The organism is Bartonella sp. AP11XZML (genome assembly GCF_042196445.1).
GTDB lineage: Bacteria > Pseudomonadota > Alphaproteobacteria > Rhizobiales > Rhizobiaceae > Bartonella.
Genome location: NZ_JBHIQF010000042.1, coordinates 223364 through 237472, shown reverse-complemented (window position 1 = coordinate 237472; position 14109 = coordinate 223364). Strand labels below are relative to the sequence as shown.

Below are 14109 nucleotides of genomic sequence, written 5' to 3'. Positions count from 1 at the left end.
CATTATCTGAAATATTCATTGACAAATATGAACATCTCCATCCTCACTTTAAATAATCTCCATAAGGAACTTTTATGAAATCTATCCCTCATCCCATTCTTGCAAAAAATCTTTCTACTTTACACCCCCATGGAATAAAACATGGATTTTTTACACGTCAAGGTGGTATTTCAAAAAATCTTTATCATAGTCTTAATGTTGGGAAAGGTTCAAATGATCAACTTGAATATATTGTACAGAATCGTCTTTTGATTGCCAATTATTTTTCTATTGAAGCGCAAAATTTAGTCACAGTTAATCAAATACACTCCTGTAACGTTGTCGTAGCTCATCAAGCAACTATCGGTGCACCTCCTCAAGCTGATGCTCTGGTTACAACCACCCCAGAACTCGTTATTGGGGTTCTTACAGCAGATTGCGGCCCCATTCTGTTTGCTGATCCACAAGCTAGAGTCATCGCTGCAACTCATGCTGGCTGGCGTGGAAGCTTAAATGGAATTATCGAGAAAACAATTGCTGTTATGGAAAAACAAGGAGCCAAAAGACAATCAATAACAGCAGTCCTGGGACCTTGTATTGGCCCCTATCACTATGAAGTAACAAATGAATTTTACGACCAATTTATTGATTACCACAGCAAATACCAAAAATATTTTTTAAAAACAGACAAAATAAATCGCTTTTATTTTAATCTATGGGCATTTATTATAAACCAACTCAAAGAAGCAGGTGTTAATGCTTCTTGTGTAGAGCTTTGTACCTATCAAGATGAACAGCGTTTTTTCTCCTATCGCCGTGCAATACACCGCAACGAACCCGATTACGGACGGCAAATTTCTGCTATTATGCTGAAAAACAAAAGATGAGCCCCTTTTATGCTTGAGAACAATACCAAAACTGCAAAACTAAACTTTTTACCCAAATGGAAAAATAAACCCCATTGTACTTTGCTTTTTTCACGAAATTATCTAGCAGCCCATAAAATATGATAGCCTTCGCTATGATCATTTTCAATGTTTGGTTATAATGATTGAAGGCAAGATGATACTTCTTTTATTACTCCCCTTCATTCATCTTAAATATGAAGCATTCCCCATATTGAAAGTATTTTTATAAAGTAATAACCAAAAAGCTTAATCAATATATATACCGCATGGAGAAAAACTTTGCTCTAAAAGTAATAAACTTTTGGAAAAAGAGAAAACATACTGCATAGCTCTTTAATAATAATCGATAAAATTGTAAGGCTTTTGTAATTGTTCTCTTGCAATTTAATAAAAAGAAATTAAAAACCGTGTCGCATTCCCACCATGATGATTCAGAGGTTCTACTATGAAACTTTTCTGCGGAAATTCTAATCCACGCCTAGCTGAAGATGTTGCAAATTATTTGAACATCCCCTTAGGCAAAGCAACTGTAAAGCGCTTTGCTGATCAAGAAATTTTCGTAGAACTGCATGAAAATGTACGTGGACAAGATGTTTTTGTTTTGCAATCTACATCCTATCCCGCAAATGATCATTTGATGGAATTACTCATCATGATTGATGCCCTTCGTCGTTCTTCTGCGCGTCGTATTACAGCTGTTATCCCCTATTTTGGCTATGCCCGCCAAGATAGAAAACCAGGACCACGAACTCCTATTTCTGCAAAACTTGTTGCCAACCTCATTACTGAAGCAGGGGCCCATCGTGTTTTAACATTGGACCTTCATGCAGGACAAATTCAAGGTTTTTTTGATATCCCTACGGATAATCTCTATGCTGTTCCTGTCATTTCTCGCGATGTCAAAGTGCATTATTCTCTTGAAAATGTTATCGTTGTTTCACCTGATGTGGGTGGTGTGGTTCGCGCTCGCTCGCTCGCCAAGCGCTTGAACAGTTTGCTCGCTATTGTGGATAAACGTCGCGAAAGCCCCGGTGAATCAGAAGTTATGAATATCATTGGAGATGTATCGGGAAAAGATTGCCTTTTGCTTGATGATATTGTTGATTCAGGTGGAACTTTATGCAATGCAGCAAGTGCTCTGCTTAAACATGGTGCCAATAGTGTCACAGCTTATATCACGCACGGTGTTCTTTCTGGTAATGCAATCGAGCGAATTGCCAATTCAGAGATGAAAGAATTGGTTATTACAGATTCAATTATGCCAACACAAGCTATTGAGAAAACCCATAATATTCGTGTTTTGCCCATTGCCGACCTTATGGGAGAAGCAATAGCAAGGACAGCAGCAGAACAATCGGTTTCCAGCTTATTTGGTTAAAGTGGTTCCTTGGGGTCTCCCGGTGCTGTTTCAACACCAAGATCAGGAAAGGCAACAATACGTTGACCACTAAAATGCGTGTGAATAACAATAAGTCCACGCTCTTCAAAGTAGGTTAAAAGTCGGCGTGCACGGCTTAAAGAATGAGTCCCATAAAGACGTGCTAAAAATGCATCAGATGGACATGGCTTTCCCCCTAATGCGGCCTGTGCCACGTTCAAGAAGACTCCTTGAACATCTTCTTCCAAACTTTCTGATATCTGCAAAATATGTTTCCAATGTTCACTGACAGCCGTTTGTTCATCAACAAAAGCCTGAGCAATAGCCAATTTACGCCGAAATTGTGAAAGATTAAAAGGAACCTTTGACATACCATGGATACGACAACGAACTGAAAAATCTTGATAAAGCACCGCTGTTGAACGATAAAAAGCCTCAGAATCCTCAAGAATCTCCCGAATAATATGTTCTGCTTGGCCGTCACGCTCAACATCAGAAAGTTCAGGAAATAAACTCGGGTTTTCTTCCAACAACTCTTGTTTTTTATGCACTACCTCCTCTAACATCTCGTGCATTGACTTTTCCCTCATCGGCTCTCGTGTTTGTTTAAATGGCGTTAAAATTTCCTCTGGTGAAGCAGTAAAAACGAGCTCTTGCACATCATCCCGCTCTGTTGGAAGTGGCATTAATTTAGGGCTAGAAGAGCGTGCCAAAGTTTCAACAGAACCGATAATGATTGGTAAGGGACGTCGTGATAAAGCAGGGCCTAAAGCTATAAAATTTCCCCGTTCAAGATCTCTAAACATTTCCGCTTGGCGACGCTCCATTCCCAAGAGATCAGCAGCGCGCACCATATCAATATCTAAAAAAGTCCGCCCTATTAAAAAGTTTGAAGCTTCCGCAGCAACATTTTTGGCAAGCTTAGCCAAACGTTGTGTCGCAATAACACCAGCAAGACCACGTTTACGTCCTCGACACATAAGATTGGTCATAGCGCTCAAAGAAATTTTACGCGCTTCATCAGAAACTTCTCCTGCTGCAGTTGGAGCAAACAATTGTGCTTCATCGACAACGACAAGCATAGGATACCAATAATCACGTTCTACATCAAACAGTGCCCCAAGGAAAGCCCCTACAGCACGCATCTGTTGTTCAGTATCCAAGCCTTCAAGATTAAATACCACTGAAACTCGATGTTGTCGAATGCGATGGGCAATACGAGTCAATTCTAATTCACTACGTTGAGCCTCTACAATAACATGACCAAATTTATCTGCCAAAGTTACAAAATCGCCTTCTGGATCAATTACACAATGCTGCACCCACTTAGCACTTTGCTCCAGAAGACGGCGTAAAAGATGTGATTTCCCTGAACCAGAATTACCTTGTACAAGAAGACGTGTCGCCAATAATTCTTCCAAGTCAAGAAGTGCTGGCATCGATTTATGCAAAGCACGACTCTCTGACATCTCACCCAAGGCAATCTCAACCTTCATAACATCTCCAGTGTTTGATTTTGAACATATCAGCGCCAGCACATATTGGTTGATTCTCCATCCACACCGTAATTTGTAACATTTCCTCCTTTTTAACGGTAGAAATCATCGATTTTTCCCACAACTCTTGCATCTATGAATAGTTTGAACTATAGAACAAACTTCTGCGTAGACACCCTTGGAGGCAACGCAGAATGGAGTGATCGCTGTTGGTTAGCGCATATCTTCATATCCATGCAAAAACTATTACTGTTTTTGAAGGATCTCCAATCATGTAAAAAGGACTTAAATTATGAGCAAAAGCTACACTCTTAAGGCCGAAAAACGCGAGCGGGTTGGTAAGGGGTCCTCCCGTGAACTTCGCCGCAACGGTCTTATTCCTGCTGTCATTTATGGTGAAAAACAACCACCCTTGGCAATAACAGTTCCCTATAAAGAAATTTTCTACAAAATTCATGCCGGTGGCTTTCGTACCACCATTGCAACGATTATTCTTGACAAGCAAAAAATTATGGTTTTGCCAAAAGATTATCAATTAGATCCCGTGCGTGACTTTCCCCTCCATGTAGACTTTTTGCGCATCTCAGCAAAATCCGTTGTAGAAGTGAATATTCCTGTCCACTTCCTCAATGAAGATACGGCACCTGGACTTAAAAAGGGTGGTGTCCTCAATATTGTTCGGCACGAAATTGAATGTACAGCTCCAGCAAGTGCTATTCCTGAAGCTATTGAAATTGATCTCTCCAGCTACTCTATTGGTGATTCTATTCACATTTCAGCAGTGCAACTGCCAAAAGATGTGACTCCCATCATCCAAGATCGAGACTTTACCATTGCAACCATTGCAGCTCCTGCTGGCATGGATGTCAGCGATGAAACTTCTGAACAAGAAAATGATGAAGAAGACACGGAAACTTCATAAAACTCAAAAGGCGGGAATTTTTCCGCCTTAATTTATGAGACATTACCCTTACTCATACTTTGACTGAAGATACACATGTGGCTTATTGCTGGTCTTGGCAATCCTGGTTTACAATATCAAAATAACCGCCATAATATCGGTTTTATGGCTGTTGATGCCATTTATCAGTCCTTCTCTTTTTCTCCATGGTCAAAGAAGTTTCAAGCAGAAATCTCCAATGGTTTCATAAATAATGAGAAAATTTTTCTTATAAAACCACAAACTTTCATGAATCTTTCTGGTCAAGCTATCGGTGAAGCTTTGCGATTTTATAAATTAGATTTAAAGAATTTGATCATCATTTATGATGAACTAGACCTGTCACCGGGGAAAGTTCGTATAAAAATTGGTGGAGGACATAATGGGCATAATGGCATTAAGTCTATTGATGCCCATTGTGGTACTGACTATTGTCGTATACGCATAGGAATTGGTCATCCTGGAAGCAAAGAACTTGTTCATCAGCATGTCCTGGGAAATTTTACCAAATCTGATCAAGAATGGTTATCCCCTCTCTTAGAGACAATTGCAAAAAATATCGCTCTCCTTATAAAAGATGATAAATCCCTCTTTATGAATGAAGTTTCACAAACGATAAAACACAATCAGAACCATTAGCTTGCGTGTCCCAGTCGCGTGAAGAATATGAATAAAAACTCTTAAAAAATCCTCTTATAAACTTTCTCAAAGGCAAAATCTGTTGGCAACGTGAGAAGCTAGAAAATAGAACAGAATACAAGCTTGTATACACCTTTGAAAAAGAAAGGCTTATATTCTCTTTTGAGAGAAAGAGAAGATTGAACAGCAAACACAGCTCTCTCCAATCTTCTCCCCTAAATTAAAAAAAATCATTTGGCTGAATGGTCGACTGTAGCGGATCGTAACCATTTGATTGTTGACTATAAACTGTAGGAATACTCCTATTGTTTTGCAATACCACAACACGCGAACCAATGGGAACACGATCATAAAGATCGATAATATCTTGATTAAGCAAACGGATACACCCACTTGAAATAGCACGCCCAATTGACCACGATTCGTGTGAGCCATGAATACGGAAAAGTGTATCTTTCCCATTTTTGAACAAATAAAGTGCCCGCGCACCTAATGGATTATCGGGCCCTGGTGGCATTCCTTTCCCAAGATGACCATAACGTTCTGGTTCTCGAGCCATCATAGCTGCAGTAGGAGCCCAATTTGGCCACCGACGCTTGCGCTGTATAACCCCCTCACCTTCAAATGCTAGGCCTTCTTTACCGACACCAATCCCATAACGCAAAGCTTTTCCATTTTCACCAATAAGGTAAAGAAAACACTCTTGCGTATCTATAACCAATGTTCCAGGCGCATAAGATGTATAATAAATCACCTCTTGTCGCCAATATTTTGGATCAATTGTCGCAAGATCAACAGCAGGTAACGAATAGGTCTCATTCGTTACAGGAGCATACAAAGCCTGTATTTCTGGTGGAATGTATCGAACTTGTTGAAAAGGTACCGATGACATATCTGACTGACGTGTAGCACATCCAGCCAAAGCCAAAAGTGCTGCAATTAAAAAGGCACAACGAGATAACACTCTTCTATTTTCTCCGATTAATTATTTATGCAGATTTGCATACCATGAAAAACTTAGCACAATATTAACATTAATTCGAAGTTTTCTTATCCTTGTAACTAAGGAGAACAATAAGGTAAGAAGAACTAAGGTAAAAAAGTAGATACCTATTACTTTAGACTTTTTTCTCACTTATCGCAAGACCAGGACTATAACTCTTCTGAAAATATGCTATAAAAAGGAAGCTTTATCTTGACCAATAAAATTAATAGAAAAGAAAGACTCTCATGGGCTTTAAATGCGGTATTGTCGGATTACCTAATGTCGGGAAATCAACTCTTTTTAATGCATTAACAAAAACAGCCACTGCACAGGCTGCCAATTATCCTTTTTGTACCATTGAACCCAATACCGGAGAAGTTGCTGTTCCAGATTTACGAATGGAAAAAATTGCATCAATCGCTGGTTCAAAAGAAATGATTCCTACACGCATTAACTTCGTCGATATTGCGGGGCTTGTGCGAGGAGCTTCAAAAGGCGAAGGTTTAGGAAACAAGTTTTTAGCCAATATTCGCGAAGTCGATGCCATTGTCCACGTTTTACGCTGTTTTCAAAATGAAGATATTACCCATGTAGAGGGACGTATTGATCCTGTTTGTGATGCGACAACGGTTGAAACCGAACTCATGCTTGCAGATCTTGAAAGTCTTGAGAGACGAATCATACAAATCCGTAAACGAGCAACCGGAAAAGACAAAGAAGCTCTCACAATTTTACCTATTATGGAAAAAGCATTAAACATACTGCAACAGGGAAACCCTGTCCGGTTATTACTCAAAGATATTTCTTCCGATGAACACCACATTCTTAAGAGTTTGAATCTTTTAACCTCCAAGCCTGTACTTTATGTTTGTAATGTAAGCGAAAATGACGCCGCTCGTGGAAATAGCTTTACCCAAACAGTTGAAAAAATGGCAACAGAGCAAAATGCGCAAAGCATTATCATTTCTGCTTCTATCGAAGCGGAAATTACACAACTGAGTGATGCTGAAGCATCAGAATATCTCAATGCGCTAGGACTCTTTGAACCGAGTCTCAATCGCCTCATTCGCGCTGGTTACCATTTACTTGATCTCATTACTTACTTCACCTGTGGACCTAAGGAAACACGAGCATGGACAATTACGCGTGGTACAAAAGCTCCCCAAGCAGCTGGTATTATTCATTCAGATTTTGAGCGCGGTTTCATTCGTGCCCAAACCATCAGCTATAATGACTATATTGCTCTGGGTGGAGAAAGCGGTGCAAAGGAAGCAGGAAAAGCCCGCGATGAAGGAAAGGAATACATTGTGCAAGATGGCGATATCATGTTATTTAAACATAATACTTAAATCTTCACTCTGTCTTAATAGTTTATCTTGAAAACTTTGGTAATAGCTCCTTGGAATCTTGTCGCAAAAATTCTCAAGAGTTTTTAGAACAAAAAAACTGTTGCTAGCATATGATTGTGATAGCAACAGCTTGGTCCATTAAAGAATAGAAATATAAAATTAGCGTGTCCAACGCCCTTCGTATTTAAATGTTGGAGCGTTCTTTAAAGAATCTTTTGTCGCATTTGTAATGAGTTTCCATTTACCATAATCATTTGTCATCTGGATTGTTTCTGGAGAAACGACCACATAACTCTCGCCTATGCCAAGAAAACCACCAACAGCAATAACAAACCCTGCAATATTATTTTCACGTAAAATAATATCTTTTACTTCACCAATATTCTCATCTTCTATATTATATACATTGGCGCCTATAAGACTGGAAGCTACAAAATCCGTTGCTAAAGGTGTCACATAACGCACAGACTTATCTATCCCCACCTGTACAATACCCGTCGAAGAGATCATTTCAGGTTTTGAAGGCACTTCAAAAGACTGAGCATAAGTACTAGAAACCATCAAAATTGACATAAGAGTAGTACATGCAATTTTTTTCATTTTAACATCTCCATTTTTACTTTGCTTTTACTTTATAAAACCTCAATGCATCATAAAAAGATTTGTTCCTTATGCTTTTTATACTCTATACTCTTTCGAGTCTTGTCGCTTTACCCTTTTTTCTTTATTTCGTCTTTTATTCCTTTCTCTAACTCTTCTTCTAAACCACACCAAATACGATTTTTTAAAATATAAACAAGCCCTGCAAAAATGATTAAAAATAAAATAACACGAAAACCGGTTTTTTTACGAATTTCCATATGAGGATCGGCAGCCCACATCAAAAAAGCAGAAACATCGCGCGCATAATGTTCAATGATTTCTGGGGTTCCATCTTCATAAGTAACCATACCATCACTCAAAGGAGGAGCCATAGTTAAAGAATTACCGGCAATAAAATAAGGATTATACCAATAACCATTCGCAATTTTTATCTCCTTCGGTGCCTTCTGATATCCTGTTAAAAGAGCTGTAATATAATCTGGACCAGCTGTATCATAATGAGTCAATGCATCAGTAATTAAAGCAGGAAACGGCAAAGATACCCCACGTGCACGTGCCATCAATGTCAAATCTGGAGGATAAGCACTATTCAAAATAAATCTTGCTTCTTCTTCATGTGAAAAGGGAGAAGGAAAATAATCCGTTGCAACCCCAGCACGTTTAAAAAATTTTCCTTCTCGATTAGGACCATCGCGCACTTCATATTGCCCCGCCAAAGCTTTGATCTGTTCTTGATCATACCCAAGATCTTTTAAATTGCGAAAAGCCACATATTTTAGCCCATGGCAGCTGGAACAAACTTGTCTATAAACCTTTAATCCGCGCCTCAATTGCGCCTTATCATAAAGCCCAAATGGACCTGAAAAACTCCATTCTTGTTTTTTAGGAACCTGTAAAGGAAAAGAAATAAATCCTTCTTCCTGATCAGAGGCATCACTCGCTAAACTCTGAGCAGAAAAACTCATAGCAACAATAACAACCAGCCCGACAAAAACATTTACCATAGTCTCTTTTTTTTCTGTTTTAAATCTTGCATAATTGAAGAAGGAAGAGAACAATTTTTTTCAAACGCTGGCAAAATCGGCAAAATAACCAAAAAAAATATAAAATAATAAACCGTAGCCAATTGTGTCCATAAAAGAATTTTGTCACTTATTTCTCTTGACCCCAACCAACCAAGAAAAACGACATCAATAACCAACGCCCAAAAGAAAATTTTATAAACAGGTCGATATCTTGCTGAACATATTTTAGAGCGGTCTAACCATGGCACAAAAATTAAAATGCAAATCGAACTGACGAATAAAACAAAGCCAACAAAGTTTGAAGAGAAAATACCGATATCAAAAGTTATAGCACGAAGCATCGCATAAAAAGGCAAAAAATACCATTCTGGAACCACACGAAGAGGTGCCTTTAAAGGATCTGCCACACTATAATTTTCAGCCTGCCCTATATAATCGGGCATATAAAACAAAAACCAGGCAAAGAAGATGAGAAAAACAGTAATAGCAAAAATATCTTTGATAAGCGCATAAGGCGAAAATGGAACTGTTTCCTTATCTGATTGTATAGCAAGACCCGTTGGATTGCCTTGCCCAACACAATGAATTGCCCAAATATGCAGCCCCACAAAAAGAAGCAAAATAAATGATAAAACATAATGGAAAACATAAAAACGATTCAACGTTGGTTGTCCTACGACATAACCACCCAGAAGTGTCTCATGCAACCATGTCCCCACCAAAGGTATCGTTTTTAAAAGCCCTGCAATCACTGAAGCCGCTGAAATAGACATCATCCCCCAAACAAGCACATAACCAAAAAATGCTATTGCCATCATGATGATATAAATAAAAATACCTGTAACCCATACCATTTCTCGCATATTTTTATAAGAACCATAATAAAGTCCACGTGCCAAATGGATATAAACAGCAATAAAAAAAACGAAGAGCCTACACAATGCCATGGACGAAAAAGCCAACCAAACTGCCCTTCACGCCGAAATCGTTCACTGGTTTCAAAAGCCAAATGAATATCCGGAACATAATGCATAGCCAAGACAATACCAGTCAAAAGCTGTGACACAAGCATAATGGTCAAAATACCGCCAAATGTATAAAAGTAATTAAGATTACGCGGAACAGGAAAAATCACAAATGCATTATAAAAAAAACGAGGAAGAGGAAAACGCTTATCAAACCAACGGGCAAGTGCATTTTTAGGACAATAAGGAGAAAACCTTGTCATAACCTTATCCTATTTTGAGCAAAGTATCAGAAAGAAATTGGTAAGGAGGAATAGCCAAATTATAGTTAGCTGGACCCGACCGCACTCTTCCAGCTGTATCATAAACAGACCCATGACATGGACACAACCACCCTCCAAATTTCCCAGATTGCCCAAGTGTTATACAGCCTAAATGCGTACAAAGATTAATGACGATAAGCCAATTTTCACGTCCTTTACCTGCTGAACGTGCAAAATCCGTCGCTTCTTTTTCACCTTCAAGATTAGGATTGCGCGCTTGACGATCTTTTAGAAGTCTCAATTCAGTAGCGCGCGCATCAGCAATTTCTTTTGCCGTACGATTTCGAATAACAACAGGCTGTCCTCGCCACTTTACCGTTACTGACATCCCCTCTTCAATACCAGAAAGATCAACCTCAACAGAGGAAGATGCCAAAACAGCTTCATCTGGACGCAACTGACGGATAAAAGGCCACACAACCGCTCCCATTCCAACTGCTCCTGCAACAGCTGTTACCAAAAACAGAAAATCCCGCCTCGTTTGCTCACCCATGGCCTTAACTTAAAGAGACACTTTGCTAAAACATTCTTTTACCATACCCTCTCCCATTGTACAATGCTTGATCACTCCGTTACCTCAACCATAAAAACATCCCCGTAAAAAACTCCTGCCATTTGTATGGTTTATACAAAAAACTGTTTTATAATGATAATTCATCGTTTTACAGAGTGAATGAAATCCCTAAACACCGTAAGGTTTTTTCATTTCAAACCTATTCATATTAATCAATCAAAATTACTCCCCCGCCCGTGAAAATCAGAGATAGCATGTAAATAAACACTTCTAAAGAAAGAAACATAGTCTTGTTATGACCATATCTCAGTAAACAAGTTGAGCTTATCGGTTATTTCTTTAACACATTTACAGCATCTCTCCCTCCCTCAATTCCAACTGGTTGCATGAGTATTTTTTTCGCTTCTGTTTTTGCATAAAAAGCATATTTTGTTGATTTTAATTAAAATAGATGATCTAATCTCATTAAATATCCCACTTTTCAACATGAGCCAATCCATTTCATGGATTGCTCAATAAAATGAAGTCCCTAATAGGGAGCTTCTCTCTGATCCCAAACAGACCTGTATACATAACTTTTTCCCTGAAATTTAAAGGGAATAAAAATGAACCGTAAAAAACATGTATTTCTCAAAGCATATTTTTCGAATAAATTGTAGTGCTTCTTTACAAAGTCGAAAGAAAAATCATATTACAGAGAACATGACATTTCATATAGCTCTTTTCCAACCTGATATTGCTGGTAATACTGGAACGATTTTACGTCTTAGCGCTTGCTTTGGTTTACATGTGCACATTATTGAACCTGCAGGCTTTAATCTGTCGGATCGTAATCTCAAACGCGCAGGATTGGATTATCTCGAATATGCTTCCTTAGAACGACACATTGATTGGCAACATTTTATAAGCTCCATAAAACACTTTAACCGCCGCCTATTGCTTTTAAGTACAAAAGCAAAAACATGCTATACGCAGATATGCTATCAAAGAAATGATGTTTTACTTTTTGGTCGTGAAACAGCTGGCGTTCCCGATTATGTTCATGAAGCGGCCGATTACACATTGAAAATTCCCATGCAACCACAGGCACGCTCTCTAAATCTCGCCATGAGCGTAGCCATAACAACAGGAGAAGCATTACGCCAAATTGGTTATCATGAAAAAAACTGTAATCTATAAAAACATAAATTATCACGAAAAACAATAATACAACATATAAAGAACAGTTAAAGCGTATAATGCCTATCATTTTCCAACAATTAAGTGCTGGTAAAATAAACATTTCTTAGTGCCCATCACATCCATTTCATATCACCTCATATCACCACCTATGAATGATTAAATACTCCTCATAGTAAAAATCCAGTGAACATCCCCCTCTTTATGGTCATACAAGGTGCAAACCGCTACCACTATTCTCTTTATTCGTTCTCATTTTCGAGAATCCTTATCTTTGAGATGATTCATAAGAGACATTTTCCTCTCTGTAATCATTTTTCCTCACTTGTGACGTGTAAGGCAATAACTTTGATTGATGTAATATGAACAGGTTTGAAATAACCTTACAATATTGTGAACTCTTATTTCACATGAATAATGATTATTATAAATTAATATGTTGACTTAAAAAATATAAACAACAGTGAGTTTATAAACAGAAATATTATAAATCAATTTTTTCTAATAGTGCATGACGATCCATTAAAAATCCGCTTTCAATCCATATCATTTCTAGCTCTTTAAGCTTTTTTCCTAAAAGTACACCTTTTGTAAAACCTTTCTTTATTAAATCGTTACCATTAATAGGAAAAGTTGGAATTTGCCATTTTTGGGCAAATTGATAAAGCTTGACATAACCCTCTGCTTTTTGCAAAGCATCACTTTTTTCCAGATGATCAAGATGTGATACAGCGACAGACAACGATAATTGATCTAAAACTGGCTGTCGTCCATGAAAATAAATCAGTTTTTGCACAAAATGATCAGAACAGTTTTGGTTTATTATTTCTAACTCTGCCCATTCTTTTAATCGCGTTGTTTCTTTAAGAGAAAAACGCAAGCGCTGTGCCATTTCATGAAGACGCATGGGATCAGGAGGAAGAAGGCTTTCTAGCCGTAACAATGGATCAACTTTCCAACCAAGATCCTGTTCTGTCTTCACCAATGCGTGAATTGCATCAATACCCCATCGTTCTGTTTCAGGAAAAATAAGTGCCAAAATTCTGCTTTGTCGCATCCATAAAAGAGCACGCGTTGGATCAAACGCCGCAAGAAGCTTTTTCATTTCTGCCCAAATACGTTCAGAAGAAAGTTTTTTTAAACCGTGTTTTAAACGAACACATGCCTTCAATCCTTGCACATCAGGTCGCCCTGCTCCATACCACGCAAAAAAGCGAAAAAACCGCAAAATACGCAAATAATCTTCTCCAATACGATCTTCTGCAACCCCAATAAAACGAACTGTTCGGCTAGCAATATCACTCAAACCTCCCACATCATCATAAAGGTTGCCAGCAGCATCACAATAAAGCGCGTTTATCGTAAAATCTCGCCGTTCAGCATCTTTTTTCCAATCACGACCAAATGCCACTTTTGCATGACGACCATCTGTTTCAATATCGCAGCGAAGCGTTGTAACCTCATAAGAACATGAATGAGCAACTACTGTTATTGTACCAAAAGCAATCCCTGTAGGAATAGCTTTAAATCCTGCTTCTTCTACACGTGCAATAACCTGTTGCGGCAAACAGGTTGTTGCAATATCAATATCACTAATAGGCTGCCCTAGCAGTTGATTGCGCACTGCTCCCCCTACAATACGCGCCTCTTCCCCCTCCACAGACAAAACACGAAGAAGTGTTTGGATATCACTTTGTTGTAACCACGCAACCTGTTTGAAGTTCTGTCTTATATTCACCCTTTAACCTTTCAAAAAAGTTGTATTCATTGCTTTAAAAAACTCTCTTCATAAAACAAATTTTTTAAGACATCCCTTATAAAGCACG

General features: G+C 38.4%; 12 protein-coding genes and 1 pseudogene. 6 read left to right on the top strand and 7 right to left on the bottom strand.

The features are described from left to right. The first annotated feature begins 74 nt into the window (after positions 1-74). Both pgeF and ACFIMG_RS04405 read left to right on the top strand, forming a co-directional pair. A complete protein-coding gene (pgeF, locus tag ACFIMG_RS04410; RefSeq protein ID WP_375677802.1) occupies positions 75-866 on the top strand; it encodes a peptidoglycan editing factor PgeF in 792 nt (263 codons plus the stop codon). Positions 867-1332: 466 nt separating this feature from the next. Then, a complete protein-coding gene (locus tag ACFIMG_RS04405; RefSeq protein ID WP_375679005.1) occupies positions 1333-2265 on the top strand; it encodes a ribose-phosphate pyrophosphokinase in 933 nt (310 codons plus the stop codon). Here ACFIMG_RS04405 and ACFIMG_RS04400 read toward each other — a convergent pair. Continuing rightward, positions 2262-3761, bottom strand: a complete 1500-nt coding sequence (locus tag ACFIMG_RS04400) for a helicase HerA domain-containing protein (protein WP_375611181.1) — start codon at positions 3759-3761, stop codon at positions 2262-2264. The genes ACFIMG_RS04405 and ACFIMG_RS04400 overlap by 4 nt on opposite strands. A 292-nt stretch (positions 3762-4053) precedes the next feature. Here ACFIMG_RS04400 and ACFIMG_RS04395 point away from each other — a divergent pair, with 292 nt between their 5' ends. Both ACFIMG_RS04395 and pth read left to right on the top strand, forming a co-directional pair. Continuing rightward, on the top strand, positions 4054-4683 hold the full coding sequence (locus ACFIMG_RS04395; RefSeq protein WP_375610123.1) for a 50S ribosomal protein L25/general stress protein Ctc: 630 nt from the start codon (positions 4054-4056) through the stop codon (positions 4681-4683). A 75-nt stretch (positions 4684-4758) separates the two neighbouring features. Then, positions 4759-5340: an aminoacyl-tRNA hydrolase gene (gene pth, locus ACFIMG_RS04390; RefSeq protein WP_375631640.1), complete on the top strand. Its 582-nt coding sequence runs from the start codon at positions 4759-4761 to the stop codon at positions 5338-5340. 220 nt (positions 5341-5560) lie between these two features. Here the strand turns inward: pth and ACFIMG_RS04385 are convergent, their stop codons facing one another. Continuing rightward, positions 5561-6304 (bottom strand): L,D-transpeptidase, encoded by a 744-nt coding sequence (locus ACFIMG_RS04385; RefSeq protein ID WP_375679004.1) that lies wholly within the window; start codon positions 6302-6304, stop codon positions 5561-5563. A gap of 266 nt (positions 6305-6570) precedes the next feature. On the opposite strand from ACFIMG_RS04385, the gene ychF reads away from it, so the two are divergent. Further along, a complete protein-coding gene (gene ychF, locus ACFIMG_RS04380) occupies positions 6571-7674 on the top strand; it encodes a redox-regulated ATPase YchF (RefSeq protein ID WP_375612983.1) in 1104 nt (367 codons plus the stop codon). Between the two features lie 159 nt (positions 7675-7833). Here the strand turns inward: ychF and ACFIMG_RS04375 are convergent, their stop codons facing one another. The 4 genes and pseudogenes from ACFIMG_RS04375 to petA all read right to left on the bottom strand — a co-directional run bounded on the left by ACFIMG_RS04375 (position 7834) and on the right by petA (position 11083). Continuing rightward, positions 7834-8274, bottom strand: a complete 441-nt coding sequence (locus ACFIMG_RS04375) for a PRC-barrel domain-containing protein (protein ID WP_375611176.1) — start codon at positions 8272-8274, stop codon at positions 7834-7836. Positions 8275-8384: 110 nt separating this feature from the next. Next, positions 8385-9281: a cytochrome c1 gene (locus tag ACFIMG_RS04370; protein WP_375679003.1), complete on the bottom strand. Its 897-nt coding sequence runs from the start codon at positions 9279-9281 to the stop codon at positions 8385-8387. Beyond that, positions 9275-10530: pseudogene (locus ACFIMG_RS04365) on the bottom strand (cytochrome bc complex cytochrome b subunit). The gene ACFIMG_RS04370 and the pseudogene ACFIMG_RS04365 overlap by 7 nt, the downstream one beginning before the upstream one ends. A gap of 4 nt (positions 10531-10534) precedes the next feature. After that, a complete protein-coding gene (petA, locus tag ACFIMG_RS04360) occupies positions 10535-11083 on the bottom strand; it encodes a ubiquinol-cytochrome c reductase iron-sulfur subunit (protein ID WP_375611173.1) in 549 nt (182 codons plus the stop codon). Between the two features lie 723 nt (positions 11084-11806). On the opposite strand from petA, the gene ACFIMG_RS04355 reads away from it, so the two are divergent. Beyond that, the gene (locus ACFIMG_RS04355; protein WP_375679001.1) at positions 11807-12283 is read left to right on the top strand and encodes a tRNA (cytidine(34)-2'-O)-methyltransferase; all 477 of its coding nucleotides are present in this window, start codon (positions 11807-11809) and stop codon (positions 12281-12283) included. A gap of 484 nt (positions 12284-12767) precedes the next feature. Here the strand turns inward: ACFIMG_RS04355 and ACFIMG_RS04350 are convergent, their stop codons facing one another. Further along, a complete protein-coding gene (locus tag ACFIMG_RS04350; protein ID WP_375679000.1) occupies positions 12768-14021 on the bottom strand; it encodes a CCA tRNA nucleotidyltransferase in 1254 nt (417 codons plus the stop codon). Positions 14022-14109: the final 88 nt, after the last annotated feature.

Coding starts and splice junctions, on each gene's coding strand:
- ACFIMG_RS04370 (WP_375679003.1), bottom strand. CDS start 9,281: ATGGTAAATGTTTTTGTCGGGCTGGTTGTTATTGTTGCTATGAGTTTT.
- ACFIMG_RS04400 (WP_375611181.1), bottom strand. CDS start 3,761: ATGAAGGTTGAGATTGCCTTGGGTGAGATGTCAGAGAGTCGTGCTTTG.
- petA (WP_375611173.1), bottom strand. CDS start 11,083: ATGGGTGAGCAAACGAGGCGGGATTTTCTGTTTTTGGTAACAGCTGTT.
- pth (WP_375631640.1), top strand. CDS start 4,759: ATGTGGCTTATTGCTGGTCTTGGCAATCCTGGTTTACAATATCAAAAT.
- pgeF (WP_375677802.1), top strand. CDS start 75: ATGAAATCTATCCCTCATCCCATTCTTGCAAAAAATCTTTCTACTTTA.
- ACFIMG_RS04395 (WP_375610123.1), top strand. CDS start 4,054: ATGAGCAAAAGCTACACTCTTAAGGCCGAAAAACGCGAGCGGGTTGGT.
- ACFIMG_RS04375 (WP_375611176.1), bottom strand. CDS start 8,274: ATGAAAAAAATTGCATGTACTACTCTTATGTCAATTTTGATGGTTTCT.
- ACFIMG_RS04405 (WP_375679005.1), top strand. CDS start 1,333: ATGAAACTTTTCTGCGGAAATTCTAATCCACGCCTAGCTGAAGATGTT.
- ACFIMG_RS04355 (WP_375679001.1), top strand. CDS start 11,807: ATGACATTTCATATAGCTCTTTTCCAACCTGATATTGCTGGTAATACT.
- ychF (WP_375612983.1), top strand. CDS start 6,571: ATGGGCTTTAAATGCGGTATTGTCGGATTACCTAATGTCGGGAAATCA.